This window comes from Halomonas huangheensis (assembly GCF_001431725.1).
GTDB lineage: Bacteria > Pseudomonadota > Gammaproteobacteria > Pseudomonadales > Halomonadaceae > Halomonas > Halomonas huangheensis.
Map to the genome: position 1 here is coordinate 1,101,638 of NZ_CP013106.1, position 26,450 is coordinate 1,128,087.

The following is a 26,450-nucleotide window of genomic DNA, read 5'->3' on the forward strand; positions in this document are numbered from 1 at the left end:
AGTTTACACAGAGTAAATGAGCATTTTGAGCGAAATTTCAACACAGTATTGCCAAGTGCAGACATTTTGTAGACACCACTCTTAGTGGGCAGCATCCCAGGCCAGCTGCAGCGGATCGCCATCTACCTCGATATTGGTGGCTCCCTGCTGCTGAGCGTAGAGATTGAGCCGTGCTTTGGCCATTGCAGTGCTGCTGCCATCGGCAATGACATGGGACAGAACGTCAGTCGGCATCTGGTAGACATCATTCCCGGAAGTGCTGGCAGACAGCGGCTCGCTGAGTTGCAGGGCACGTTCGGTGGCCGGATCAGCCTGGGCAGCAAGGGGCAGCGCAGCGAGCAGCAGGCTAGCGGTGATCAGTTTGATTTTCATGTTGGTATCCTCGTCGTGTCTTGAGTGATTCGATACCGTGTATTTTGTTAGCTAACTAACGAAACTTCTAGTGAAGTTTATCAATCGAAACGATCAATTTAGACGATGCATCCGGGAAAGGCGGGTAGATCATGCGATCTGCCTTCATGGAGCCCAGCGTCGATGGGCGAGAAGGCCATGGGCATGGCAGAGGGGGAGTTATCGTAGGTTTGGAAGCTGGCAACAGCAGAGCCCGCGGGAGCGGTTGGGCTTCTTGGGGTTGATTGGGGGCGAGCGTGCGACGATGGCGCCCTCTGAAGGATTCGAACCTTCGACCTGCCCCTTAGGAGGGGGCCGCTCTATCCAGCTGAGCTAAGAGGGCGTTGCGGGGTCGGCATTATAAACATCTGACAGGGCGAGATAAACCCGCAATTCAAGATCGTGCGTGTGCTGCCTGGTGATCATCGGTAGAATGCGCGCCATTGATGCCCGACCGTGAATGTGAACTGTGCATGTCTGATCTTCCTGTTCCCGATAGCCCCAATGCGTTTCTCTCCGCCCGTGGTGACCGCCATTTCGATGGTCTGGCCGATAAGTTTTCGGCGTCACTGTATGGGCATCTGCGAGGGGAGTTGCGACTTGCGCTGCTCGACCGGCTGTTACCGGAAATGCTCGATCTTCACGGTCAGCCAGTGCTGGATGTTGGCGCTGGGTTAGGGCAGCAGGCCGCGTGGTTTGTCGAGCGTGGCCATGCGGTGACGCTGGCCGAACCTGCCGCGGAGATGCTCGAGCGTGCTCGCGAAGGCATACAGCAGTTGGAGGCGAGCGGCAGTGCCGACTATCTGCATGCCTCCCTGCAGGATCTTGCCGAGCAGGCGCCGGGCCCCTGGCCATTGGTGGTCTGCCACGCGGTGCTCGAATGGTTGTCTGATCCGCGTGCAGGGCTTGAGCATCTGGCGTCGTTGCTGGCACCGGGCGGGCAATTGTCGCTGATGGTGTTCAATCGTGATGCGCTGCGCATGTCGAATGTGGTCAAGGGCAATCTCGACAAGGCGTTGGCAGATCGCCTGGAAGGCAAGGGCCAGCGCCAACGGCTGACGCCGATCTCGCCGGTCACTCATGATCAGTTGATGGGGTGGGCCGATCAATTGGGGCTGCGTTTCGAAGCCGCTGCCGGAATACGTGTGTTCCACGACTATCTGCGTCGCCCCCCGGAAACCGATGCCGATGTCGAGACGCTGTTCAAGCTGGAACACCAGTATTGCCGCACTGAACCGCATTGGCGATTGGGGCGCTATCTGCTGTATACCTTCAGCCGAGCGCCACTGCCGCAGACACCTCAGGGAGAAAGCCCGCAATGAGTGCCGAAACGCCCGTCTGTCAGCTGCTCGAACGCCAGGATGCCGATTACCGTGGCTGGTGGTGGATTGCGCCCCCGCGTGATCACTGGCTGGAAACCGGTGAGGGCTGTCTGGTCAGTGCGGATCTGTCAGTCCGTCAGGCATGGCTGGATCGCGGGCGAGCGGCCTGGTCGCCGTTCGATAGCATCAGCGCTGAAGCGCCGGGTGTTGTGCTGTTCTGGCCAAAGGCGCATGCGCTCGGTGAGTGGTGGCTGTTGTGGCTGTGCGCTCAACTCCCGGAGGGTACGCCACTGCACTTGGTCGGCGAGCATCAGGGGGGTATCAAGCGGGTACTCAAGGTACTGGCGGCGTTGGGATTGGGGTGTCGAAAGCTGGATAGCGCGCGGCGCTGCTCGCTGTTCGAGACACGCACTGCCAGGTTGCCGTTGGACCCGGATGCGGTGTGGACGCAGTTCGAGGCCGAGGGGCTGAATCTGGCCAGCCACCCTGGCGTATTCGGGCATGGCAAGTTGGACGAGGGCACGCGCCTGCTGCTTGAGCAGTTGCCTGAGGTGCTGCCTCAGGGTGAGGTGCTGGATCTGGGCTGTGGAGACGGCATCATCGGTGCGTGGATGGCCCGCGAGGGGCGTACGGTGACCGCCACTGACGTCAATGCCTTTGCGGTGGAGGCCACTCGGCGCAGCCTTGCGGCCAACCAACTCGAGGCCGAGGCGCTGGAGAGTGATGTGTATTCGGCTCTCGAGGATCGCCGTTTCGCGGCCATCGTCAGCAATCCGCCTTTCCATCAGGAGCGTTCCATCGACTATGGCCCGGCGGCCAGGTTGATCGAACAGGCCGCGCAGCACTTGTTGCCTGGCGGGCGCTTGCTGATCGTCGCCAACGCTTTCCTGCCTTACGCTGAACCGTTGGAGCGCAGCTTTGGCAGCTTCCGGGTGCTGGCCGATAATGGCCGCTTCAAGGTTTACCTGGCGGAACGCTGAGGGCTGGTCGCTACTGTTTGTCGCCCGGCATGCGGTACTCGATATCGGTGATCAGCCACGTCTGCTCGCCGCCCGGTGCCGCAACGCTGATTTCGTCGTCGAGTGACTTGCCGAGCAGTGCCTTGGCCAGCGGAGCATCGACGCTGATCCAGCGTTTCTGGGTATCCGTCTCGTCATGGCCGACGATGCGGATGCGCATTTCCTCACCTTCCTCGTCTTCCAGCGTCACAAAGGCACCGAAGAACACTCGCTCGGTATCTGCCGGCAGGCGATCGATGACCTGCAGCTCATCGAGGCGTTTGGTCAGGTAGCGAATACGCGCGATGACGCGATTCAGTTCCTTCTTGTTGTAGGTGTAGTCAGCATTCTCGCTGCGATCTCCCAGTGCCGCGGCTTCTCCGACCTTGGCCGAGAGCGCAGGGCGTTTGACCCGCGATAGGTGATCAAGAATCCCGCGCAGGCGTTCGGCGCCCTCGAGGGTAATCAGGTTGCTCTTGGGTTCCTGACGAGGATCCTTGGCGGGGTCCCGCCAGCGCGTCATGTTACGGCCTTTCATTGTGGTGGCTTACCTGTAGTGGTGGCTTACCTGTAGTGGCTGCTTGCCTATTGCGAGTGCTTAGCTGGTGATCATTGGGACCGCCATGCCTGCGACGGGGACAGTGATGCTCACGAGTTTCTCGCAGAGTGCCTGCATCGCACAGGACGGACAAGTGCTGGTTGATGTGGGCGCGTATTCGACCTTGGGTGATTGGCGATTCATTCAAACGTTCGTTACATTGCAGTTGGTCCATACTGACAATCAAGTTTCATCGGCCGGCGGATGCTGGTCGCAGGAAACAGGCTGCCATTCTGCTGGAGACTGCCATGAAGTTACGTCGTCATCATTCAACTCGGCCCACCGCAGGAATCTCGACTTTCCCGCGCTTGCCTTCAACGCTACGTCATTCACTGGCGGTTGTGGCGGGTAGCGCACTGCTTGCCGTTACGCCGCTGGCGTTGGCCTGGCAGGATGAGCTTGCGCAGATTCAGCAACGCTGGGAAACCACCACGACCTCGACCCCATCATCCCAGCGTGAGGCAGCGCTGTCTGGCCTGGTCACTGAGGTCGAGCAGTTGATACAGGCCAATCCCAACGTCAGCGATCTGCTGGTCTGGGACGGCATCATCCAGGCATCGTTGGCGCGTGAGAAGGGTGGGCTTGGCGCGCTGGACAACGCCAAGGCGGCGCGCCGTGCGCTGGAGCGGGCGATTGGTCTGGACAGTACCGGCATGGATGGCTCGGCCTATGTCACCTTGGGAGCGCTCTATGATCGTGCGCCGGGCTGGCCAGTGGCCTTCGGCGATGACGACAAGGCCGCTGAGATGTTCCAGCGCGCGCTGTCGATCCGGCCGGATGGCATCGACGTCAACTACTACTACGCGGCCTACCTGGCCGATGAGGGGCGCGACGCCGAGGCGCGTGAGTATGCACAAAAGGCCATGCAAGGCACGCCGCGCAGTGGCCGTGAAGCGTCGGATCGCGCTCTTCAGCAGCAGGCACAGGCATTGATCAACGATCTGTGAGTGGCATTCTGGCCGCGTGCCAGGGTGGTCGTATCATCCTGTTCATGGGCTCTCTCGGTGTGCCGGGGGAGCCTTTGACGTTTTTCTGACACATGTTGTACCTGGACGTTTCTCGGTTGATGGGGATAATGGCAGGATCACCCTGCGGAGACTGTCATGACCGATTCAGCCGGTATCGATACCCCCTTCACCGCCGATGATGTCGAGATTGTCGCGCGGGAGTATCTATACGAAGGCTTCTTTCGCCTCGATAAGGTGATCATGCGCCACCGTCGCTTCGAGGGCGGCTGGAGTGGCGAGGTGGTGCGCGAGGTGCATCATCGTCATGATGCGGTCGGCGTGATGCTTTATGATCCCGAACGTGATGCGGTGGTGCTGGTTGAGCAGATTCGTGCCGGCGCGCTGGATGATCCGTCCACTCCCTGGAAACTGGAGTGTGTTGCGGGGTTGGTCGAGCAAGGGGAGTCCGCCGAGGAAGTGGCGCGGCGCGAGGCTCTGGAGGAGTCAGGTTGTGAGGTCAGCGATCTCATTTTTCTGCATACGTACTATCCTAGTCCCGGAGCCTGCGATGAAAAGGTTACGCTGTTCTGCGGCCTGATCGACAGCCAGGGCCTTGGTGGCCTGCACGGGTTGGATGAGGAGCAGGAAGATATCCGGGTGCATGTAGTGTCTTTTCAGCGCGCCTGGGAACTCCTGACGGAAGGGCGACTCGATAATGCCATGTGTCTGATCGGCTTCCACTGGCTGGCCGCCGAGCGGGCATCGTTGAGAGCAAGGAGGTAATGTGACGAACCGCAACGCTTATGTTACCGACCTCAAGGCATTGCAGGGCGAGTGCACGGCCAACTATGTGCGCTTGACGCGCCTGGTCGGTGAGCTTGAGGAAGGCGAAACACGAGAAGTCGAACTGATCCGCTCGGGTCGTCGACTCGGTGCACTGTGTCTGCACATCGAGGAGTTGGCTCCCTACACCAGCATCATTCGGGTCAGCCAACGCGGCATCCTCGATGGCATCATCGATAGCCCACGCATGCGCGTGCATCTCTATCATGATGTGCGCATGGCTGAGGTGACGGATTTCCAGCGCAAGAGACACTTCGACGGCCGCTATCGTTATCCCAATGCTCATATGCACCAGCCGGACGAGAAGCTTCAGCTCAACCGCTTCCTCGGTGAATGGCTGGATCACGGCCTGGCTCATGGCCATACGCTCGATCTTCCGCAGATGCCCTGATTGCCCGGTGCAAGGCCGGGTATCCTGAACCACCTCCTTGAATACCAGGATTGCTGCCATGCGTCTGATCCAGCTCAGCGATTGTCACCTTTATGCTGATCCACAGGCCCGCTCGCGCTGTGGAAATCCCGCACGACAACTGGCGGCAGTCGTCGCGGCAGCGGATGCGCTGCGTCCCGATCTGGTACTGGTCACTGGTGATATCAGTCAGGATGAGACACAAGGCGCCTATCATCTCGCGGCAGATGCTCTCGCACGATTGGACTGTCCCTGGTACTGGATACCCGGCAACCACGACGATCCAGAACTGATGAACGCGGTGCAGGAAGTGGTAACGGAGGTAGCCTCCCGTCACTGGCGCATTCTGCAGCTGGATACGCATATCGAGGGCGATGTTCGAGGTGAGGTCGGCGAACAGCAACTGGCCAGGCTTCAGCAGCAACTGGCGGAGGACGACCGGCCGACGCTGATCGCCATGCATCACCCGCCGGTTGAGGTCGGTAGCACATGGATGGATGCGATTTCGCTGGGTGATCAGCAAGCCTTCTGGGCAGTCCTCGATAATGCCCCTCAGGTCAGGATGGTGATCTGTGGTCATGTGCATCACGCCTTTCAGGCGCGAGTCGACACCACACAGGGCCATGTTGAGGTCTATGCCTGCCCATCGACATCCGATCAGTTTCTCGCCGGCAGCGATGAGTTTGCCGTGGATGAAGCCTCACGCCCCGGCCTGCGAGTGATCGACCTGCAGCGCGACAGCTGGCAGACCTGGGTCGAAAGGGTGGATGTGTGAGCTACGAGCTGTAGGCGGTAAGCTGTAAGTAGCCCCGAACCCGACCCTCTGGGGCCTGTGCCTGCGTGCTGTGGCACTGAATAGCGCACTGTTTGGCAAGGATTTCGTAGCTTGCGATACTTTTTGTTCTAAAAAGATAGATATTAATTCTTTTACGTTATTATTGGTGGCGCGGTATCCTCCGGGCATTCGTATATTCTGCCCACGTCATGCGAGGTAATCGGGCCATGACCAGTCTTCATGCACCATCCCGCGAGAGCGCTGCTCGTGATGCTCTCACGCCGAAGCGCTTGACTCACCTCAAGCAGCTTGAGGCGGAGTCGATCCATATCATTCGCGAAGTGGCCGCGGAGTTCTCCAACCCGGTGATGATGTACTCCATCGGCAAGGATTCCTCGGTAATGCTGCATCTGGCACGCAAGGCGTTCTATCCTGGTCCGCCGCCGTTCCCGCTGTTGCATGTGGACACTACCTGGAAGTTCAGGGAAATGATCGAGTTCCGTGACCGCATGGCCCGGGACGTGGGCATGGAGCTGATCGTCCATACCAATGAGGAAGGTCGCGCCGCCGGTATCAATCCCTTCGATCATGGCTCCAGCGGCTATACCGACGTGATGAAGACTCAGGCGCTCAAGCAGGCGCTGGACAAGTACGGCTTCGATGCCGCCTTCGGTGGCGCTCGTCGTGACGAGGAAGCCAGCCGTGCCAAGGAGCGTGTCTTCTCCTTCCGCGACAAGCATCACCGCTGGGATCCCAAGAACCAGCGTCCCGAGCTGTGGAACCTGTACAACGCCAGGGTCAACAAGGGCGAGTCGATTCGCGCCTTCCCGCTTTCCAACTGGACTGAGCTGGATATCTGGCAGTACATCTACCTCGAAGAAATTCCCATTGTACCGCTGTACTTCTCCGCCCCACGTCCGGTGGTCGAGCGTGATGGCATGCAGATCATGGTCGACGACGAGCGCATGCCCCTCGAGCCTGGTGAAGTGCCGGAAGACAAGTGGGTTCGCTTCCGTACCCTCGGCTGCTACCCGCTGACCGGCGCAGTGGAATCGAAGGCGCAGACACTGCCCGAGATCATCCAGGAAATGCTGCTGACCCGCACCAGCGAGCGCAGTGGGCGCGCCATCGACCACGACCAGGCCGGATCGATGGAGAAGAAGAAACGCGAAGGGTATTTCTAGCGCAGCTCGTTGAGCGGCGAGAGGAAAGAGGGAAGTCGGAAGAGGGAAGATAGAGGGCTTTAAGCGTCTGGAGATCTGGAAGTGGTCAGCCTGCTTGTACCGATAATTTTCCAGTTCCAGCGATTTCGGCTTCAAGGATCAGTTCACCCGTTCCGACGTGCCTGTGCCCAGCAGTACTGCTGAAGGCATAGGTATGGAAATCGACTATCTAAACCGAGAGAAAGGGCTTCAGTGGGTAATGGAAACCAGAGAGATTGCCGCCATGTTGACAGGCCTGATTCGTAAGCAGTCTGACATTGGCGAGTGCTGACCGGTTTTTCTTACCTCTTCGCTCTTCCTTCTTGTTCACAAGGTTTTTGCTATGTCCCACCAATCCGAATTGATTGCCGAGAATATCGAGCAATATCTGCACGAACATGAGAACAAGGACCTGCTGCGGTTCATTACCTGCGGCAGTGTCGATGACGGTAAGTCGACGCTGATCGGGCGTCTGCTGCATGATTCAAAGATGATCTTTGATGATCAGCTGGCGGCGATCACCAAGGCCTCGAAGACCCAGGGTACCACCGGTGAAGAGGTGGATCTCGCGTTGCTGGTCGATGGTCTGCAGTCGGAGCGTGAGCAGGGCATCACTATCGATGTGGCTTACCGCTTCTTCTCGACGGACAAGCGCAAGTTCATCATTGCCGACACGCCTGGGCACGAGCAGTACACGCGCAATATGGCCACCGGGGCGTCCACTGCCAGCCTGGCGGTGATCCTGATTGATGCCCGCTATGGTGTGCAGACCCAGACTCGTCGCCATAGCTTCATCGCCGACCTGCTGGGTATCCAGCACCTGGTGATCGCGATCAACAAGATGGATCTGGTGGATTACTCCGAGGCGCGCTTCAACGAGATCGTTGCCGAGTACCAGGCGTTTGCCGGCCAGCTTGCTGCTCGTGATATCCGCTTCGTGCCGCTGTCTGCGCTCAAGGGCGACAATGTCGTCAACCGTGGTGATAACCTCGGTTGGTATGAGGGCCCGGCGCTGCTGGAGCAGCTCGAGACCGTCGAGATCAGCCATGATCAGAACCTGAGTGATCTGCGTCTGCCGGTGCAGTACGTCAACCGCCCCAATCTTGATTTTCGTGGCTACGCGGGAACGCTGGAGGCCGGTATTCTGCGCCCCGGTCAGGCGGTCAAGATCTTGCCTTCCAACAAGACCAGTCGGGTCGAGCGCATTGTTACCTACGACGGAGACATGGAAAGCGCCTACCCCGGTCAGGCAATCACGGTCACTCTCGAGGATGAGATCGATATCTCGCGCGGGGATTGGTTGGTCGCGGCGAATGCCCAGGTCGCACTGTCCAACGCCTTTGATGCCGACATCGTATGGATGCATGAAGCACCGTTGCAGCCAGGGCGTCAGTACGATATTCGCATGGCCGGACGATCTGTCTCGGGAAATGTCGAGGCCATCCTCCATCAGGTGGATGTCAATACGCTCGAGCGTCATGATGCCGAAGCACTGGAGCTCAATGCCATCGCCCGTTGTCGTGTAGCGCTGACAGCAGAAGTGCCGGTTGATGAGTACTCACGGATTCCGGGAACCGGTAGCTTCATCATCATTGACCGACTGACCAACGTTACTGTGGGCGCGGGCATGATTCGCAATGCTGCCAACAGTGATGACCAGACGACGGAGTCGATCGACTGGGAAGGTTTTGAAGTCGAACTCAATGCACTGGTACGCAAGTACTTCCCTCATTGGGAAGCCCGCGATGTGCGTGAGCTTCTCAAGCGTTGAGGTAGCCGGAGCGGCGTCATGGCCGTTGTTCATGACGCCGCTCCAGATGGCCTGACCTGGTTCCTGCGGCCTGGTCTGTTGCCCGCGGCTTGATCTGGCTGCTGAGGTTCGCCCAGAGCTTCTGCGGCTTGGTAAAAACTTCTATAGCGTAATTCTCCTGCTGGGAAATCGCTCTGATGCCGCCAGGTGTCGGAGATTGTTGTTTCAGGTATAGCCCTGAATGTATGCATTTATGGTCATTGGGTCACTTATGCCAAGAGTGCTGATGTTCGGACTTGAATAGGCGTTGTAAAATAGTTTCCTTGCTCTTTTCGGTTTTTTAACCAGGAATTTACCATGGTCAAAGTAAGAGGGTTCTTACGGACGTAAGACTTTGGTTTAATTTTTAAGATTCTTGATAAGTTATTTGAATTGTCGCTGGATTTTTCAATGGCTTGAAGGCAGGATGCGCCGCTCGACGATAATTGAATATCAGGGCTTTAGTATGAAGGCACCAGCATGATTGCATGCCACCTCTACGATAATATCGAAATTGCTTGCCTATACAGGTTCCCCGTCAAGCTGCTGATGCGTGATGGTGGAAGGCGCAAGGGTGAAGCGGTGGGCATGGAATACAACCAGCATCGCCAGGAGTGCCTGTCGCTCAAGACCCATCATGGTCAGCGGCTGGTGGCGCTGAAAGATATCTCGCGCCTGGAAGTTCTGGTGGACAACCCGCATTTCATGGCGCTGGATTTTGAGTGACGTCTGATTGCTCATTGCTGTCCAGCTTTATGTCTGTCCAGTTCCCTATCCTGTCCAGCCCAGTATTTCAGCGTGTGACCCGGTTGCATACCGCTTGGTAAAACTCTGCTTTTCCTTCCCGCCTGTGGTAACTCAAGTAGTTTGATGTCCTTGAGATAACTTGCTTTAACGCCAAATCCTGAAGTTTCTGCAGCTTCTGCCGACTCCGTAGCTGAGCATATTTGTCAGGCGTGAATCTCCGTGCATGATCAGTATTCCTGTTTCTTTTTTTGATGGATGGAAGAAGTGGCTACAGCAATAACACAACACCAGCCATGAAGGCTGGTGTATTTGATGGTTGAATTCAGACGTTCCGGAGAGGGTCAGCGTGGGCGGTCGGCGATCAATACCGCGCGTCTGGGGGCGGGGTAGCCTTCACGGGTCCGGCTGGGATCGTCGGGATCGAGGAAGTCGGCCAGCGACTGGAAGGTCATCCACTCGGTGCTGCGCTGTTCTGCCAGGCTGGTGTCTGCTTCATCGACCACGCGTACATTGCTGAAGCCAGCACGCTCCAGCCAGCCTGCCAGTGCTCGCGAAGAGGGCAGGAAATAGACATTGGGCATGGCGGCGTAGCGCTCGCCAGGCAGCAGCACGGTCGTTTCGTCGCCCTCTACCACCAGCGTTTCCAGTACCAGCTCTCCGCCGGGGCGCAGCGCCGCATACAGTTGTGCAAGGTGCTCCAATGGTGAGGGGCGATGGTAGAGCACCCCCATCGAGAACACCGTATCGAAGAAGGCGAGGTTTTCCGGAACGTCCTCGATGCCGACAGGCAGGAAATGAGTGCGCAGGCCATCAGCCTCACCGACGAAGTGACGCACCGCTTGAAACTGCCAGTAGAAGCGCGGCGAGGGGTCAATCACCAGTACGAAGTCCGCGCCCGCACCGCTCATGCGCCAGGCGTGGTAGCCATTGCCGCCGCCGACATCCAGCACCCGTCGTCCCTCCAGCGATGAGAGGTGAGGAGCCACTCGCTGCCATTTCCAGTCCGAGTGCCACTCGGTGTCGATAGTGGTGCCGGCCAGGCGATAGGGGCCCTTGCGCCACGGCATCAGTGCCTTCAGCAGGTTGTGGCACTGGCGCTGGCGACTGGCATCCAGTTCGGCATCGACGCTGACATGGTCGGCATCAAGATGCACGACACGATCCTCCGGCAACTCGGGGAGCTTGGCCACGGCTTTCTCCCAGCCAGGCAGGTCGCCGTAGCGCTGACGGTCTAGCCCACGAGCGAGCTGTTCGGGTAGGCATGCCAGCCAGGTTGCCATGCCCTGGTGGCGGAAGGACTGTTCGATGAATGCCTGGTAGATATCGCGTTGGTGTAACGGCAAGCTCACGGCTTACTCCATGAGATGTTGATCGTGGGGCAGGGCCGCCAGGCGGCGGGCCTGCATGTGCCTATTCCCGGCTATCGGGGTCCTTGAAGGCCAGCATCGAGCTGAAATTCAGGTACTGGAACCAGGTCAGGGAACGCGAGAAGCCGGTACGCTGCAGACGCTGGTGGTGGGCGTCGAGAGTGTCCGGCACCAGCACGTTTTCCAGCGCCGTGCGCTTCTGGCTGATTTCCATATCGCTGTAGCCGTTGGCACGCTTGAAGTCGTGGTAGCGCTCCACCAGCCAGGCATTGTCCTGCTCATCACCCGCCTTGATCTTCTCCGACAGCACCAGCACGCCACCGGGTTCGAGTGCATCGTAGAGGCGCCGAAGCACGCCGTCACGGTCCTCGGGTGCCAGAAACTGCAGGGTGAAATTGAGCACAATCATGCCCGATGGGCGGTAGTCGAGGTGACGGATATCGGCTTCGATCACTTCGAGAGCGTGTTCGGGACATTCGCTGGCGAAGGTTTCCTGAGCACGCTTGACCATGGCGGGAGACAGATCAACGCCGGTCAGGCTGAAGGCGTCCTTCGGCAGTTGACCAGCCAGCGCCAGGCCCACGGCGCCCAGTGAGCAACCAAGGTCATAGACATGGGCGCCGTGGCGCAAGTGACGCTGGGCGATCAGGCCCAGCATACCGAGTATCTGACCGTAACCGGGTACGGAACGTCGGATCATGTCCGGGAAGCAGGCAACTACCTGTTCATCGAACGAAAAGCGCGCCACCTTGTCGAGAGGTGTGGAAAAGATGGCGTCACGGTAAGATGCATCACTCATGGGCTGGTGTGGTGTCTCTGGTCGTTTCAGCTTCAGCGCGGCTGGTTTCGGTGTGGCTGGTTTCAGCGCAACCGTCAGACGCTATTGATATCACTAGGGCTGCATTCTACGCGCACAGGCCCCTGGCTGCACGGCTGCCTATCGGTTGCCACATGATGGCTGGTCGCAGCATTACAGCTCGCCAAGGAGAGGATGAATGGCAAAGATTGATCAGACGCCTGCCTGGCAGGCGCTGGTGGCTCACGCTCAGCAGATCGGTAAGCAGCATCTGCGTGACATGTTCCACAGTGGAGAGGACCGCTATCGCCAGTTCAGCCGCGAAGCGGCGGGCTTGCGCCTGGATCTTTCCAAGCAGCGTTGGCAGAGCGATACCCTTGAATTATTGCTGGAGCTGGCCGAGCAGGCCGGTGTTCCTGAGGCCATTCAGCGGCTACTGAGCGGCGAACGCGTCAATATCAGCGAAGACCGTCCCGCATTGCACACGGCCTTGCGCCTGCCGGCTGATGCTAGCCTGGTGGTTGATGGCGAGGACCTGGTGCCTGCCGTACACGCGACTCTGAGCCATATGGATCAGATGGTGGAGCGGTTGCATGCTGGCCAGTGGCGTGGTGCTACCGGTAAATCGATCTGCGATGTGGTCAATCTCGGTGTCGGCGGTTCTGACCTCGGCCCGCTGATGGTGACCCATGCATTGTCGGACTTCCGGCCCGAAGTGACTCATCCGGTGGAGGTGCACTTCGCCTCGACCATGGATGGCTCTCAACTGGCCGACTATCTGGCGCGCTTCAATCCTGAGACGACGTTGTTTGTGCTGTCGTCCAAATCCTTTACCACCATCGATACCCTGTCCAATGCCAATACGGCACGTGACTGGCTGGTCAACCGGCTGGTCGGTGCGGGTCATCAGGAAGGCGTGGATGCCGAATTGGTCATGCACCAGCATTTCATCGGCGTCTCGGCCAGCCCCGAGAAGATGAATGAGTGGGGGATCGCAGAGGACCATCAGCTGGAGTTCTGGGAGTGGGTGGGAGGACGCTACTCGCTATGGGGTGGCATTGGACTGCCCATTGCATTGGTGATCGGCATGCAGGGCTTCCGTCGTCTGCTGGCGGGTGCGCACTCCATGGATCATCACTTCCAGACTGCATCGATGCAGGACAACCTGCCGGTAATGCTGGCGCTGGCGGGAATCTGGAACAATAACTTCCTCGACATTCGTGCCCACTCGATCCTGCCTTACGATGGTCGCCTTGAGTACTTTGCTGCCTATCTCGAACAGTTGGAGATGGAATCCAACGGCAAGTCGGTAACCAATGACGGCGACAGTGTCGACTATTCCACCTGTCCGGTGTTGTGGGGACAGTTGGGCCCCAATGCCCAGCATGCGTTCTATCAGTTATTGCACCAGGGCACCCAGGCCGTGGAGTGCGACTTCATCGCGCCACTGGTGCGTTATGATGATGTACCCGACCCTGCGACTCGTGAGCACCTCATGAGTCAGCACCGCTTGACGCTGGCCAACTGTTTCGCCCAATCCCGCGTACTGATGCTTGGCGACGATGCGATTGCCGATGATGGCCCGCGTCCCGAGCATAAGCGTTATCGTGGCAACCAGCCGTCGACTACGCTGCTGCTGGAGCGGCTGACGCCGGAGACGCTGGGCGCATTGATTGCTCTGTACGAGCACAAGGTATTTGTGCAGGCGACGATCTGGGGCATCAATCCCTTTGATCAGTGGGGCGTTGAACTGGGCAAGAAGATCGCCAACGAGACCCGTGACATTATTGAAGGGCGTCAGGGGCTCGATGATATGGATGCTTCGACCCGCGGTTTGATCGAGGCAACCTGGCGTGCCGGTGGAGAGTGATGCCGTTCTCGGCATTGGTTTGCTGGTAAAATATACAGGGTTTCAGTTATGCTGGACCAGACACCTGCGCCGCGGAAAGCCAGCGGCGTGCTATACCTGCATGGCTTCAACAGTGCTGGAGCGTCGCCCAAGGCGCGGTTGGTGAAGCAGGCATGTGAGCATCTCGGCCTCGACTGTTCAATACCGGATCTATCAGCATTGGCGAGTGTCGCGCTGGAAACAGCACAGAGTTGTCTTGAACAGCTCGGCCCACAGCCGATAGTGATGGGAAGCTCCATGGGTGGGTTTCTCGCCACGGTGTTGGCGCAGCGCAACGATCTGAGGGCCGTGCTGATCAATCCAGCGGTGCGACCGGTTTATCTGGTTGAGTCGTTGCTGGGCCAGCGCTTCGTTAATGAGTACACCGGCGAGCGCTTCAGCATCGAGCCGCGGCATCGCGATCAGGTTGCCGAGGTGACGCCGGAGCATATCGATGCCTGGCGCTACCTGCTGTTGGTTGTGACTCAGGACGAAACGCTTGATAGTGCCCAGACCGTAGCGGCCTATCGCGGCGCACGGATGCTGATTCACCCCGGTGGCGAACACGGCTTCGCGGCACTGGCCGACTACCTACCGGCGATGTTTGCCCATGCAGGTTACCAGCTGGAAGCTGGGAAGATTGGTCGGGTGGTGTGAGCTTGATGCTTCGCCGTCCGGCACGAGCCTTGTCACCATGATGATGGACCACGCATGACTCAATACAGTGCCAGTTCGATCGAGGTGCTCTCCGGGCTTGAGCCCGTGCGTAAGCGCCCCGGTATGTACACCGATACGTCCAGGCCCAATCACCTGGTGCAGGAAGTCATCGACAACAGTGTCGATGAGGCGCTGGCAGAATACGCCAACGAGATTTGCGTCAAGTTGCTTGCCGACGGCGGAGTGGAGGTCGAGGATAACGGCCGCGGCATGCCGATCGATATCCACCCCGAACATGGGGTCTCGGGTATCGAATTGATCATGACCCGGCTGCACGCCGGCGGTAAGTTCTCCTCCTCCAGCTACCGTTTTTCCGGTGGCTTGCATGGGGTTGGGGTATCCGTCGTCAATGCCTTGTCGCAGCGTCTCGAAGTCGAAGTGCTGCGCGATGGACAACGCCATGGCATGGCGTTCGAGCATGGCGATACGGTTTCGCCTCTTGAGGTCATCGGTACCGCCGCCAAGCGCGCTCGCGGTACCCTGGTGCGCTTCTGGCCTGAAACCAGTTACTTCGATAGCCCCAACCTCTCGATTTCACGGCTCAAGCATCTGTTGCGTGCAAAGGCCGTGCTCTGTCCGGGACTCAAGGTCGAACTGACCGAGGTCGACGGTACCGTTACCACCTGGCAATTCGAGGATGGCCTGCGCGATTACCTGGCGCAGACCACCGATGGCTATGAGGTCATACCGGTATCGCCCTTCGTAGGGCATTTTTCCGATGATGACCAGGCGGTGGACTGGGCGATTCAGTGGCTGCCGGAGGGCGGCGACTCGTTGATGGAAAGCTACGTCAACCTGATTCCCACTGCTCAGGGCGGTACTCACGTCAATGGCTTGCGCTCCGGGCTGCTTGAAGCGCTGCGCGAGTTCTGTGAATACCGCAGCATACTGCCGCGTGGCGTCAAGTTGACCGCCGAGGATCTCTGGGAGCGGGTCGCCTATGTGCTATCGGTGAAGATGCTCGACCCGCAGTTTGCCGGCCAGACCAAGGAGCGTCTGTCGTCACGCACTGTGGCGGGGTTCGTTTCCGGTGTGGTCAAGGATGCCTTCTCGTTGTGGCTCAACCACCATGTCGACCAGGCCGAGGCGCTGGCGGAAATGGTGATCAGCGCAGCCCAGCGGCGCCAGAAAAGCTCGAAAAAGGTCGCCCGCAAGAAGGTCACCTCCGGCCCGGCGTTGCCCGGCAAACTGGCCGACTGCAGTGGTCAGGACCCGGCGCTCAGCGAACTGTTTCTGGTCGAGGGTGACTCGGCCGGTGGCAGCGCCAAGCAGGCACGTAACCGTGAGAGCCAGGCGATCCTGCCGCTGCGCGGCAAGATCCTCAATACCTGGGAAGTCGAATCTCACGATATCTATGGCTCTCAGGAAGTTCATGATATCGCGGTCGCCATCGGCATGGACCCGGTCAGCGAGGATCTGTCCAAGCTGCGCTACCACAAGATCTGTATCCTCGCCGATGCCGACTCCGACGGCCTGCACATCGCGACGCTGCTGTGTGCCCTGTTCGTGCGTCATTTTCCGGCGCTGGTCGATGCTGGCCATGTGTTTGTCGCCATGCCCCCGCTGTACCGCATCGACCTCGGCAAGGAAGTCCACTACGCGCTTGATGAAAGTGAGAAGGCGGCGATCCTCAAGCAGCTCGAAAGCAAGCGCGGCACTCCCAACGTTCAGCGCTTCAAGGGCCTCGGCGAAATGAGTCCGCTACAGCTGCGCGAGACGACCATGGCAGTGGAAACCCGCCGCCTGGTACAGCTCACCCGCACCGAAGGCGACGGCACCATGGAAATGATGGACATGTTGCTGGCGAAGAAACGCGCCGCCGACCGCAAGAGCTGGCTCGAGGACTACGGCAACCTCGCCGATCTGGAAATATGATGACGAGGGAAGGGAAAGAGCGAAGAAGGAAGAGGAAAGAGGGAAGAGTAAAAAGCTGAGAACTGAGGGCTGTAATTGGCCTCGAATTCGGCTCGAGGGCAGTGGGCTTCCATCTCACGGAAAACAGCTCGACACTCGTTTCTTCCTTCTTGTTTCTTACGTCTTCCTTCTTACTTCTTCTGTCTTTACGAAAGTCACAGGGAAAGGGTCACTATATGACCATGGACATTCAGGTCGCGGAGGGGGATGTCGAACGTTTATCCCTGCGCGAATATACCGAAAAGGCGTATCTCGATTATTCGATGTACGTGATCCTCGACCGGGCCTTGCCGCATATCGGCGATGGTATGAAACCGGTACAGCGGCGCATCATCTACGCCATGCGCGAGCTGTCGTTGACGGCCAATGCCAAGTACAAGAAGTCGGCGCGTACCGTGGGTGATGTGCTGGGTAAGTTTCACCCGCACGGTGACAGTGCCTGTTACGAAGCCATGGTGTTGATGGCCCAGGCGTTCAGCTATCGCTATCCGCTGGTCGATGGACAGGGTAACTGGGGTAGTCCGGATGATCCCAAGTCCTTCGCCGCCATGCGTTATACCGAGGCGCGACTGTCGCGCTTCTCCGAAGTACTGCTCTCCGAACTGGGCCAGGGTACCGTCGATTGGACGCCCAACTTCGATGGCACCATGAATGAGCCGGTGGTACTGCCGGCGCGGCTTCCGCATGTACTGCTCAACGGTGGCACCGGTATCGCCGTCGGTATGGCCACTGATATTCCTCCGCACAATGTGCGCGAGGTGGTGGAGGCGACCTGCCATGTACTGCGCAATCCCGGTGTGACTACCGCTGACTTGATGCAGTATCTGCCGGGCCCGGACTTTCCCACTGACGCCGAGATCATTACCCCGCGTGCCGACCTGCGCAAACTCTACGAGAGTGGTCGCGGCTCGGTGAAACTGCGCGCACGCTATACTCAGGAAGAAGGGCAGGTGGTCATCACCTCGGTGCCTTACCAGGTCAGCGGTGCCAAGGTGCTGGAGCAGATCGCCGCGCAGATGCAGGCCAAGAAGCTGCCGATGGTCGCCGACCTGCGTGACGAGTCGACCCATGAGGAGCCAACACGGCTGGTGATTGAGCCGCGCTCCAATCGGGTCGATATCGAGTCGTTGATGGCGCACCTGTTTGCCACCACCGATCTCGAGAAGAATGTTCGCGTTAACCTCAACGTGATCGGCCTCGACGGACGGCCACGGGTCATGCCGTTGCCGGAGATGCTCGGTGAATGGCTGAACTTCCGTCGCACCACTGTGCGTCGGCGCCTCGAGCACCGCCTGGGCAAGGTACAGGATCGTCTGCACATCCTTGAAGGCCTGCTGATTGCCTACCTCAATATCGATGAAGTCATCCGCATTATTCGCGAGGAGGACGAGCCGAAGACTGCGTTGATGGAAGCCTTCGGTATCTCCGAGCGTCAGTCGGAAGCGATCCTCGAGCTGCGTCTGCGTCACCTGGCCAAGCTCGAGGAAATGAAGATTCGTACCGAGCAGGACGAACTCGAAGCGGAGCGCAAGCACCTCGAGAGCCTGTTGGGCAGCGAAGCGAAGATGACCAACCTGATCGAGAAGGAACTGCGCGAGGCCGGAGAGGAGTATGGCGATGCACGTCGCTCGCCGATCGTCGAACGTGAGGATGCCAGGGCGCTGTCCGAAGTTGAGTTGGTCGGTGCTGACCCGGTGACGGTGGTGCTGTCCGAGAAGGGCTGGATTCGTGCTGCCAAGGGTCATGACATTGATCCTTCGGGGCTGTCCTACAAGGCAGGTGACCGCTTCCTGTTGGCGGCGCGAGGCAAGACCAATCAGCCGCTGGTGCTGCTCGACGATACCGGTCGCGCCTATACTCTGCCGACCCACCAGTTACCCAGTGCCCGTGGGCAGGGGGAGCCGGTGACCGGTAAGGTTAACGTCTCGGCGGGTGCGCATCTGGTTGGCGTGATGTTGTCGGCTCCCGAAGGCCGTTTCCTGTTGGGATCTGATGGTGGTTACGGATTTGTTGCCAAGCTTGGGGACCTGACCGGCAAGAACCGCTCGGGCAAGGCTGCACTGAGTCTGCCCAAAGGCTGCAATGTGATGCCGCCGGTGGAGCTACCCAGCGGCGAGGATCTGAGCGTTGCAGTGGTCTCCAACGAAGGACGACTGCTGATCTTCTCGCTGGATCAGTTGCCTGAATTGTCCAAGGGCAAGGGCAACAAGATGATCGATATCCCCGGTGCACGGGCCGCGAGACGCGAGGAATTCGTGCGCGGTATGGTGGTGTTGGCGGCGGGAGATGCGTTGGTCATCCATTCCGGCAAGCGTAAGTTGACGCTGAAGAATTCCGAGTTGGACTATTACCGTGGCGATCGCGGGCGGCGAGGCAGCAAGTTGCCGCGTGGCCTGCAGAAGGTCGATATGCTTGAGCGTCTGGACGGCAACGGCTGATTCGGTACGAGCATCAAGGGTGGTTTTAAACGCCGGCCACTGGTTCCCCAGTGGCCGGCGTTCTTCATGTGCCGCTGCAGCTATGTCACATAAGGCGCCGCACGTGATGGGCCCGACACTCGGACGTTTCCCAGCAGTAGCGTAAATCCGGTATCCTCAACTCATTGCCTTGCCGCCGACTCCCGAGGCGGCCATCTATACGGCTGAAACAGGAAAACCATGACTCGAAGAATCCTGATGCGCGCAACCGGCCAGGCTCGGCCCGGACAATTGGCAGAACTGGGCAAGACTCTGGCGCGGAGTGGCGCGCGGCTGCTGGATATCAACCAGAGTGTCACCTTCGGTATCGTTTCGCTGGAAGCGGTAGTGGCGTTGGATCACGAGGCCGAGCTGGAATCGGCGCTGGCGGCTACCGGCACTGACCTTGGCCTTGATGTGCAGGCGATCCAGGTCAGCGCCGAGGAATATCATCGCTGGAGTGAAAACCAGAGCCAGCCGCGGCTGATCATGACGCTGTTGGCGCCCCGAATTCCGGCAGGCATCCTCGCTGAGGTTGGCGCGTTGACGGCCGAACACGGTCTGACAGTCGAGCTGATTCACCGCCTATCCGGCCGTGAGCCGCTGGATGGTGAGGCGCCACAGCAGGGCAGTTGTGTCGAGTGTTGGCTGCGCGGCCCCGATGCGGACATTCTGGCGTTGCGCGAAAAAGCGCTGGCGCTGGGCGCAGCACATGGTGTCGATATCGCCCTTCAGGAAGATTGCATCTGGCGAACTCATCGCCGTCTGGTGTGCTTCGACATGGACTCGACCTTGATCAAGGCCGAAGTTATCGATGAATTGGCGCGTCGCCATGGCGTCTATGACGAAGTGGCCGAGGTGACTGAACGTGCCATGCGTGGTGAGCTCGACTTCCAGCAGAGCTTTCGCGAGCGTATGGCAAAGCTCAAGGGGCTCGACGAGTCAGTGCTGGCCGAGATCGCTGCTGAGCTGCCGCTGATGGATGGTGTCGAGACACTGATGGCCCAGCTCAAGCGTCTGGGTTACCGCACCGCGATTCTGTCGGGCGGCTTTACCTATTTCGCCCGCTATCTGCAGCAGCGGCTCGGTTTTGATGAGATCCACGCCAACGAGCTGGTCATCGAGAACGGCAAGGTCACCGGCGAAGTGCGGGAGCCGATTGTCGATGCAGATCGCAAGGCCTTGTTGCTGCGTGAGATTGCCGAGCGCGAGGGTATTCGCATGGAGCAGACCATTGCCGTTGGCGATGGTGCCAATGACCTCAAGATGCTCGCTGAGGCCGGTCTCGGTATTGCCTTCCGTGCCAAGCCAATGGTCAGACAACAGGCGCGTCAGAGTATTTCAACGCTGGGGCTGGATGCCGTGCTTTACCTGATTGGCTACCGCCAGTCAGACCTGGAGGCATGACGGGATGGCCGTGACCCTGGATGATTGGCGTGCACGTTTCGAACGACTGCGGGCCAACAAGCTCTTTGAACTTTCCGTTATCGCCATCATCATCTTTTCGGCCTTGCTGATCGGCGCCAAGACCTATGAGGAAACGTCCCGTTTTCACCAGGTTCTGCTGGTGCTGGATACGGCCGTTACGGTGTTCTTTCTGGTCGAGCTGCTGATCCGCATGGCGGCAGAAAAGCGCCCGCTCGACTTCTTCAAGAAGGGCTGGAATGTCTTCGATTTCCTGATCGTTGCCGCCAGCCTGGTGCCGCTGGACGACTCGGAGCTGGTGCTGCTGGCACGCCTGCTGCGTATCTTCCGGGTGCTGCGTCTGGTGTCGATGGTTCCTGAACTGCGCATCCTGATGGTGGCGCTGTTCAAGTCGATTCCACGCATGGGCTACGTGGTTCTGCTGATGTTCATCATTTTCTACATCTATGGTGCTTTGGGCAGTTTCCTGTTCGTGGATGTGGACCCCGGTTTGTGGGGCAATATTTCCCTGGCCATGCTGACGCTATTCCAGGTCGCGACCTTCGAGAGCTGGGCCACAGCGGTGCTGTATCCCGCCATGGAGCATTACCCCTACGCCTGGATCTATTTCCTGACCTTCATCTTCCTGAATGCTTTTGTGTTCCTGAACATGATGATCGGCATCGTACTGGATGTGATGCAGAAGGAGAGCGTGGCTATCGAGCTGGAAAGTGGAGAGGGCGAGGCGGCTGAACTGCATGGCTTGCGTAAAGATGTGCGCGAACTGCGCGACCAGTTGAATCGCATGGAAGGGCTCTTGCAGCGGCGTGACTGATCATGTCTCTTCTTCAGCAGCACAGCACAGCACAGCACTGCCGCTGATGCGCTGGATACACCCTGCTGGCCCGGCGCTGATCTACGTAGGCTGACCTATGTAGGCTGAGTCTGAGGATGAGGCGCCAGGCATGGCGGATGGCCGGGAGAGGAATTCCTCCCGGCTTTTTTACGAGCGGCCTTTCTAGAGCTCTTCTGCCATGCAATTGGCGTAGAAGGTCACGGACGCAGGCCAGTCCGAGAATACGGCGCGCACGCCAACATCACGAGCCAGAACGTCGAGACTGACCATCTTGTCGCCGTCATTGTTGATGACATTGTCAGTCGTCTGGTGATACCAGGCGCCGTCTTCCGTGAGCGGAGCAGAGCGCTCGAATGACCAGGCGATCAGGTCGAGTCCCGCCTCATTGGCTTGCTCTGCGTAGACCGATGGCACAATGGGGTGGTCGGCGTCGTCACTCTCGGCCAGCAACATCCACATCGGCGGTGCCAGAATCTTCACCCCCATATCGGCCAGCTCCTGCATCGATGGCTTCCAGCTGTCCGGATTACTGACATCGAAATCCGGCTGGGTATCGCGGTCGTCGAGAAATACGGCTTGCTCGCCGAATTCCGTATTGTCGACCCAGTAGCGAACGTCATCCAGCAGGAATGACTGCGGGAAAACATCGCTGGGATCGACGCCCGCCGCTACATACTCATCGATCAGCTTCTGCGCATAATCCTGCTGAGTCATGCCGTCGAAGGGCATTTCGACTGTCGGCGTCTTGAGTTCAGGTACCATCTTAACGCCCAGCGACTTGAACAGCTCGATGCTCTCGGCGTGAGTCATCAGGGTACCGCGGCTGGAGTAAAGCTCGGTACGCCAGCGGGGATTGCCGGCCATGTACGCTTCGAGTGTATCGGCTTCCGTGTTGACACCGTCCATGCGCCCTTCGAGGGTCTTGAACTCAGCCAGCGTGATGTCGCTGGTGGAGCACAGGATATCCTCGGCATTGGTCAGCTTGCCATCGGTGCTGTACTCGGGAGGTACGCTACACTGTTCGGCCAGTGGGGTTTCCAGAATGTTGGTCGTGGAGTGCAGGTCACTCTGTGAGTGACGGCACACCAGTTCCTTGTCTTCGGTGAAGGCCACATCACACTCCAGAGCCCCGGCTCCCATGCGTGCTGCAGCAAGCCAGGATTCGCGGGTATGCTCCGGGAACATCATCGGCGCGCCGCGATGGCCTATGCTGAAATCACTGCGTTCATACACAGTAAGGTCTGCGGCGCATTGCTCAAGGCGTGACTTGAGTTTTGCCGACTGCGTGTTGTCCTCGTCCATATCGTCGACCAGGAAAAACGGGCGTGGGCCGAGACTAACCGGCATGGCACTGGACTGTGCCTTGTTGTCATCGCTGAGGGCTTCGGGCTCTGCCAATGCCGCGCCGCTGAAGGCCAGCGATAGGGGGAGCGCCGTGAACATCAGCAGGCGGCAGGGCTCAAGCCATACAGCATTGAAAGGCAACGGCATATACTTCTCCTTATGGGATTTGGTCATTCCTGACAGGCGGGCCCGCTGCTATTGGACGCTCAGGCCTGGCTCAGCCTGTCAGTCTAGAAGATGCCGTGTGACAGTGTTATGGCAGTTCGCTGGGGAGCCCCGGGAGGGGCCGACATTCATTGCTACCAATCCCTTCAATCCTTGCTACCAACCCCCTCGATACAATGAGAAGTTGACAACGATGCCCAGTCCTGATTTTCTAGGGGGTATGAATATGACATATCGCAACCTCGAACTAAGCCTACGACTACTAGCCCGCCTTTGATGCGCGCTGGGTAATGCCCTTGCATTACCGAAATGTCAGGTTTCAGTCGAGGTTGTTTACATGTCCACCACCAATGCCTACCACGTCATGAACGTCTGCTCCTGTCAGATCGTTGTTTCGTCTCGCGCGATTGACGTAAAGGTGGCGTGGTCCGATTCCACAACGCCCCGTCTGTCTTCTGACAGTCGGGGCGTTGTCATTTCTGGCGCTGGCCGAAAGGCCAGCAGCCCATCACAACTCTTCGTTCAACCACAGAGCGGTTGGACCGCTGCACACACCCGGAGAAGCTGCCATGATGCTCAATGATCCTTCCAGGAAATATCGTCCCTTTGTCGCGGTTGACCTCCCTGACCGTCAATGGCCCAGTCGACGCATCGAGACGCCACCGGCGTGGTGTAGCGTTGATCTGCGCGATGGCAACCAGGCGTTGATCGATCCCATGGACCTGGAGCGTAAGCAGCGTTTCTTCGACATGCTGGTCAAGATCGGTTTCAAGGAGATCGAGGTCGGCTTCCCTTCTGCATCGCAGACAGACTTTGACTTCGTGCGCAGTCTGATCGAGGAAGGTAAGGTGCCGGACGATGTCACTATTCAGGTGCTGACCCAGGCGCGCCCCCATCTCATCGAACGTACTTTCGAATCGCTCAAGGGTGCGAAGCAGGCCATCGTGCACGTCTACAACGCGACCGATCCGGTATTCCGCAAGGTGGTGTTCAACGTCAATCGCGCCGAGTGCATCGATATCGCTGTGACCGCTACCCGGCAGATTCGTGAGCTGATGGATGCGGCACCGGAGACCGACTGGACCTTCCAGTACTCACCAGAGCTTTTCACTACGACCGAGATGGATTTCGCGGTGGAAATCGTCAATGCCGTGAGTGCCACCTACGGCGCGACGGCTGACAAGCGAATGATCGTCAATCTGCCGGCCACGGTGGAGTGCGCGACACCGAACAACTACGCCGATCAGATCGAATGGTTCTGCCGCAATGTCGAGCACCGCGACCACCTGATTGTCAGTGTGCACCCGCATAACGATCGAGGCACCGGGGTAGCTGCCGCAGAGCTGACGTTGATGGCGGGGGCCGACCGGGTCGAGGGTACGCTGTTTGGTAATGGCGAGCGTACCGGTAACGTCGATATCGTGACTCTGGCCATGAACCTCTATACCCAGGGTGTACACCCAGGACTCGACTTCTCCAACATCACGCCGATCATGCGTGAGGTGGAGTATTGCAACCAGTTGCCGGTCCATCCGCGCCATCCCTACGTCGGCGACCTCGTGTTTACGGCCTTCTCCGGGTCTCATCAGGATGCGATCAAGAAGGGCATGGCGGTTCGCAAGGACAGCCCGGATGATGTGTGGGCAGTACCGTATCTGCCCATCGACCCACTCGACGTGGGCCGTAGTTACGAAGCGGTGATTCGCGTCAACAGCCAGTCGGGCAAGGGCGGGGTTTCCTATCTGCTCGAGCAGGAACACGGCATCGAGCTGCCGCGTCGTCTGGCGATGGAGTTCAGCACGGTGGTGCAGGATGTCGCCGATCGCATCGGTAAGGAAATCACTTCCGAGATGGTCTACCAGGCCTTTGTTGACGAGTATCTGGCCAAGACTTCTCCCTATGCGCTGGTCAGCCACCGCCTGTCATCCGAGCCGGATAGTCCGACCGTGACTCTCGAAGCGGTGATCAGCAAGGAAGATGACCGACAGACCATCAGCGCCCAGGGCAATGGCCCTCTTGCGGCCTTCATCAAGGCGCTCGCGGCGCAAGGACACGATGTCGAGATCATCGACTACCATGAGCACTCCCGCGGTCAGGGCGCCGATGCGGAAGCCATCGCCTATGTGGAAGTGCGCGTTGGCGACGAGTCGGTCTTCGGTGTAGGTACCGACGAGAGCATTACCAGCGCCTCGATCAAGGGCGTACTGAGCGCGGTAAACCGCAAGCTGTCCACCGGCATCGTCGCGCCCAACGTGACAGCCGATACGGTTGTCTGAGAAGGGAAGTTGTAAGAGGTCAGAAGCAAGAGGTCAGAGAGGTCAGAAGTAGCCAATACTTGGTGCTGACGGCTTCTCTTTCCTCTTGTTCCTTCTCCTTGTCTCTTCTCTCTTCCCTCTGCCTATAGCGGTGTCTTGCTCGCTTCGCCGGGAATCTCTCGAGCCAGCGTTGGCATCAGAAAGCCGGGAAGTCGGGTACGTAGCTCCGCTATCAGTGCTTCGGCGGTCTCGTCACTCACGGCAAAATGGGCGGCACCGGCAACCGGGTCGAAGGCGTGCAGGTAATAGGGCAGGACGCCAGCCTCGAACAGTCGTTCAGACAGTGCTTCGAGGCTATCGACATCATCGTTGACGCCTCTCAGGATCACGCTCTGGTTGAGCAGTGTGACGCCCGCAGCCTTGAGCCGTGCACAGGCGGCAATCACCGCGTCGTCGATCTCGTTGGCATGGTTGATATGCAGCACCATGACCTTCTGCAGGCGAGTGCTGGCTAACCAATCGAGCATGATGGCATCGACGCGATCGGGGATCACCACCGGCAGGCGGGTATGCAGGCGCAGACGCTTGAGATGGCGAATGCTATCCAGTTTCTCCACCAGCCAGGCAAGCTGGCGATCGCTTGCAGCGAGGGGGTCACCACCGGAAAGAATTGCCTCGCGCAGACTGCTGTCATCACGCAGGTAGTTGAGTGTGTCTTCCCATTGGCTGCGCGATGGCGCGTTGTCGTCGTAAGGGAAGTGACGCCTGAAGCAATAGCGGCAGTTGACCGCACAGGCGGGACTGGCGATCAACAACACACGACCGGCGTACTTGTGAATCAGGCCGCGTCGGGCCGTGTGTTGCGCTTCTTCGAGCGGGTCGGTGACAAACCCGGGGGAAGTGTCGGCCTCGCTGGCCAGCGGTAATACCTGACGCAACAGCGGGTCCATGGGGTCACCGGTCCGCATACGCGCAGCAAATGCTTCGGGGACTCGGACCTCGAACAACTCATGACCTTCAAGGGCCCCGGCCATATAGGCAGGGTCGAGCCCCAGCCGTTGGCACAAGTCACGGGGATCGCGAATGGCACCGGCCAGTTGGCGTCGCCAACTCCCCGGTTCAGGCCATGGAGCGTCACTGCCGTCGGGAGAGCAATTGCTGGGTGAGCAATGCAAAAGCATCGGGCTTCGGGTTATCATGCGTGCCACCCATTGATACGCGCGGGGGCTGTTGCCCCGTGAATTGTCTGCTTTGTGTCGCCCGCCGCC

At 58.9% G+C, this 26,450-nt stretch carries 22 protein-coding genes and 1 tRNA gene; 16 read left to right on the forward strand and 7 right to left on the reverse strand.

The window, feature by feature from the left end; all coding sequences use genetic code 11:
- Nucleotides 1–81 precede the first annotated feature (81 nt).
- Both AR456_RS05025 and AR456_RS05030 read right to left on the reverse strand, forming a co-directional pair.
- A complete protein-coding gene (locus tag AR456_RS05025; protein ID WP_021820267.1) occupies nucleotides 82–372 on the reverse strand; it encodes a hypothetical protein in 291 nt (96 codons plus the stop codon).
- A gap of 284 nt (nucleotides 373–656) precedes the next feature.
- Nucleotides 657–733 (reverse strand) — tRNA-Arg (locus AR456_RS05030).
- Between the two features lie 130 nt (nucleotides 734–863).
- Here AR456_RS05030 and AR456_RS05035 point away from each other — a divergent pair.
- Nucleotides 864–1,712, forward strand: coding sequence for a methyltransferase domain-containing protein (locus AR456_RS05035; RefSeq protein ID WP_035588781.1), 849 nt, complete (start codon nucleotides 864–866; stop codon nucleotides 1,710–1,712).
- Nucleotides 1,709–2,692, forward strand: a complete 984-nt coding sequence (locus AR456_RS05040; RefSeq protein ID WP_021820269.1) for a class I SAM-dependent methyltransferase — start codon at nucleotides 1,709–1,711, stop codon at nucleotides 2,690–2,692. Before AR456_RS05035 ends, AR456_RS05040 begins: the two co-directional genes overlap by 4 nt.
- Nucleotides 2,693–2,702: 10 nt before the next feature.
- Here the strand turns inward: AR456_RS05040 and greB are convergent, their stop codons facing one another.
- Nucleotides 2,703–3,248, reverse strand: a complete 546-nt coding sequence (gene greB / locus AR456_RS05045) for a transcription elongation factor GreB (protein ID WP_081694706.1) — start codon at nucleotides 3,246–3,248, stop codon at nucleotides 2,703–2,705.
- Nucleotides 3,249–3,556: 308 nt separating this feature from the next.
- Here greB and AR456_RS05050 point away from each other — a divergent pair, with 308 nt between their 5' ends.
- From AR456_RS05050 to AR456_RS05080, 7 genes are all read left to right on the forward strand, one after another.
- Nucleotides 3,557–4,255, forward strand: coding sequence for a tetratricopeptide repeat protein (locus AR456_RS05050; protein ID WP_236995543.1), 699 nt, complete (start codon nucleotides 3,557–3,559; stop codon nucleotides 4,253–4,255).
- A 156-nt stretch (nucleotides 4,256–4,411) separates the two neighbouring features.
- On the forward strand, nucleotides 4,412–5,038 hold the full coding sequence (locus AR456_RS05055; protein ID WP_021820272.1) for an NUDIX domain-containing protein: 627 nt from the start codon (nucleotides 4,412–4,414) through the stop codon (nucleotides 5,036–5,038).
- 1 nt (nucleotide 5,039) lies between these two features.
- Nucleotides 5,040–5,489 (forward strand): DUF1249 domain-containing protein, encoded by a 450-nt coding sequence (locus AR456_RS05060; protein WP_021820273.1) that lies wholly within the window; start codon nucleotides 5,040–5,042, stop codon nucleotides 5,487–5,489.
- Nucleotides 5,490–5,547: 58 nt separating this feature from the next.
- Nucleotides 5,548–6,282, forward strand: coding sequence for a metallophosphoesterase (locus tag AR456_RS05065; RefSeq protein ID WP_021820274.1), 735 nt, complete (start codon nucleotides 5,548–5,550; stop codon nucleotides 6,280–6,282).
- Between the two features lie 227 nt (nucleotides 6,283–6,509).
- Entirely contained in the window at nucleotides 6,510–7,466 is a 957-nt protein-coding gene (gene cysD, locus AR456_RS05070) for a sulfate adenylyltransferase subunit CysD (protein WP_021820275.1), read from the forward strand.
- A gap of 361 nt (nucleotides 7,467–7,827) precedes the next feature.
- Nucleotides 7,828–9,255 (forward strand): sulfate adenylyltransferase subunit CysN, encoded by a 1,428-nt coding sequence (cysN, locus tag AR456_RS05075; RefSeq protein WP_021820277.1) that lies wholly within the window; start codon nucleotides 7,828–7,830, stop codon nucleotides 9,253–9,255.
- Between the two features lie 498 nt (nucleotides 9,256–9,753).
- Entirely contained in the window at nucleotides 9,754–9,999 is a 246-nt protein-coding gene (locus tag AR456_RS05080; RefSeq protein ID WP_021820278.1) for a Rho-binding antiterminator, read from the forward strand.
- A gap of 362 nt (nucleotides 10,000–10,361) precedes the next feature.
- On the opposite strand, the gene cmoB is transcribed toward AR456_RS05080, so the two are convergent.
- Both cmoB and cmoA read right to left on the reverse strand, forming a co-directional pair.
- Nucleotides 10,362–11,369 carry a tRNA 5-methoxyuridine(34)/uridine 5-oxyacetic acid(34) synthase CmoB gene (gene cmoB, locus AR456_RS05085; protein ID WP_021820279.1) on the reverse strand — a complete coding sequence of 336 codons (1,008 nt, stop codon included), beginning with the start codon at nucleotides 11,367–11,369 and terminating at the stop codon, nucleotides 10,362–10,364.
- A gap of 61 nt (nucleotides 11,370–11,430) precedes the next feature.
- Nucleotides 11,431–12,186 carry a carboxy-S-adenosyl-L-methionine synthase CmoA gene (gene cmoA / locus AR456_RS05090; protein WP_021820280.1) on the reverse strand — a complete coding sequence of 252 codons (756 nt, stop codon included), beginning with the start codon at nucleotides 12,184–12,186 and terminating at the stop codon, nucleotides 11,431–11,433.
- A 196-nt stretch (nucleotides 12,187–12,382) separates the two neighbouring features.
- On the opposite strand from cmoA, the gene pgi reads away from it, so the two are divergent.
- The 6 genes from pgi to AR456_RS05120 all read left to right on the forward strand — a co-directional run bounded on the left by pgi (nucleotide 12,383) and on the right by AR456_RS05120 (nucleotide 21,397).
- Complete coding sequence (pgi, locus tag AR456_RS05095; protein WP_021820281.1) at nucleotides 12,383–14,053, forward strand: glucose-6-phosphate isomerase; 1,671 nt, start codon at nucleotides 12,383–12,385, stop codon at nucleotides 14,051–14,053.
- A 48-nt stretch (nucleotides 14,054–14,101) separates the two neighbouring features.
- Nucleotides 14,102–14,728: a YqiA/YcfP family alpha/beta fold hydrolase gene (locus AR456_RS05100; protein WP_021820282.1), complete on the forward strand. Its 627-nt coding sequence runs from the start codon at nucleotides 14,102–14,104 to the stop codon at nucleotides 14,726–14,728.
- 54 nt (nucleotides 14,729–14,782) lie between these two features.
- Nucleotides 14,783–16,663 carry a DNA topoisomerase IV subunit B gene (gene parE, locus AR456_RS05105; RefSeq protein WP_021820283.1) on the forward strand — a complete coding sequence of 627 codons (1,881 nt, stop codon included), beginning with the start codon at nucleotides 14,783–14,785 and terminating at the stop codon, nucleotides 16,661–16,663.
- 215 nt (nucleotides 16,664–16,878) lie between these two features.
- Complete coding sequence (gene parC / locus AR456_RS05110) at nucleotides 16,879–19,140, forward strand: DNA topoisomerase IV subunit A (RefSeq protein ID WP_021820284.1); 2,262 nt, start codon at nucleotides 16,879–16,881, stop codon at nucleotides 19,138–19,140.
- 219 nt (nucleotides 19,141–19,359) lie between these two features.
- Nucleotides 19,360–20,565 carry a phosphoserine phosphatase SerB gene (serB, locus tag AR456_RS05115; protein ID WP_031208539.1) on the forward strand — a complete coding sequence of 402 codons (1,206 nt, stop codon included), beginning with the start codon at nucleotides 19,360–19,362 and terminating at the stop codon, nucleotides 20,563–20,565.
- A 4-nt stretch (nucleotides 20,566–20,569) separates the two neighbouring features.
- The gene (locus AR456_RS05120; RefSeq protein ID WP_021820286.1) at nucleotides 20,570–21,397 is read left to right on the forward strand and encodes an ion transporter; all 828 of its coding nucleotides are present in this window, start codon (nucleotides 20,570–20,572) and stop codon (nucleotides 21,395–21,397) included.
- A 183-nt stretch (nucleotides 21,398–21,580) separates the two neighbouring features.
- Here AR456_RS05120 and AR456_RS05125 read toward each other — a convergent pair whose 3' ends face one another.
- A complete protein-coding gene (locus AR456_RS05125; protein WP_021820287.1) occupies nucleotides 21,581–22,909 on the reverse strand; it encodes a glycerophosphodiester phosphodiesterase family protein in 1,329 nt (442 codons plus the stop codon).
- Between the two features lie 587 nt (nucleotides 22,910–23,496).
- On the opposite strand from AR456_RS05125, the gene leuA reads away from it, so the two are divergent.
- A complete protein-coding gene (leuA, locus tag AR456_RS05130) occupies nucleotides 23,497–25,203 on the forward strand; it encodes a 2-isopropylmalate synthase (protein ID WP_021820288.1) in 1,707 nt (568 codons plus the stop codon).
- 122 nt (nucleotides 25,204–25,325) lie between these two features.
- Here the strand turns inward: leuA and epmB are convergent, their stop codons facing one another.
- Entirely contained in the window at nucleotides 25,326–26,381 is a 1,056-nt protein-coding gene (epmB, locus tag AR456_RS05135; RefSeq protein ID WP_031208542.1) for an EF-P beta-lysylation protein EpmB, read from the reverse strand.
- Nucleotides 26,382–26,450: the final 69 nt, after the last annotated feature.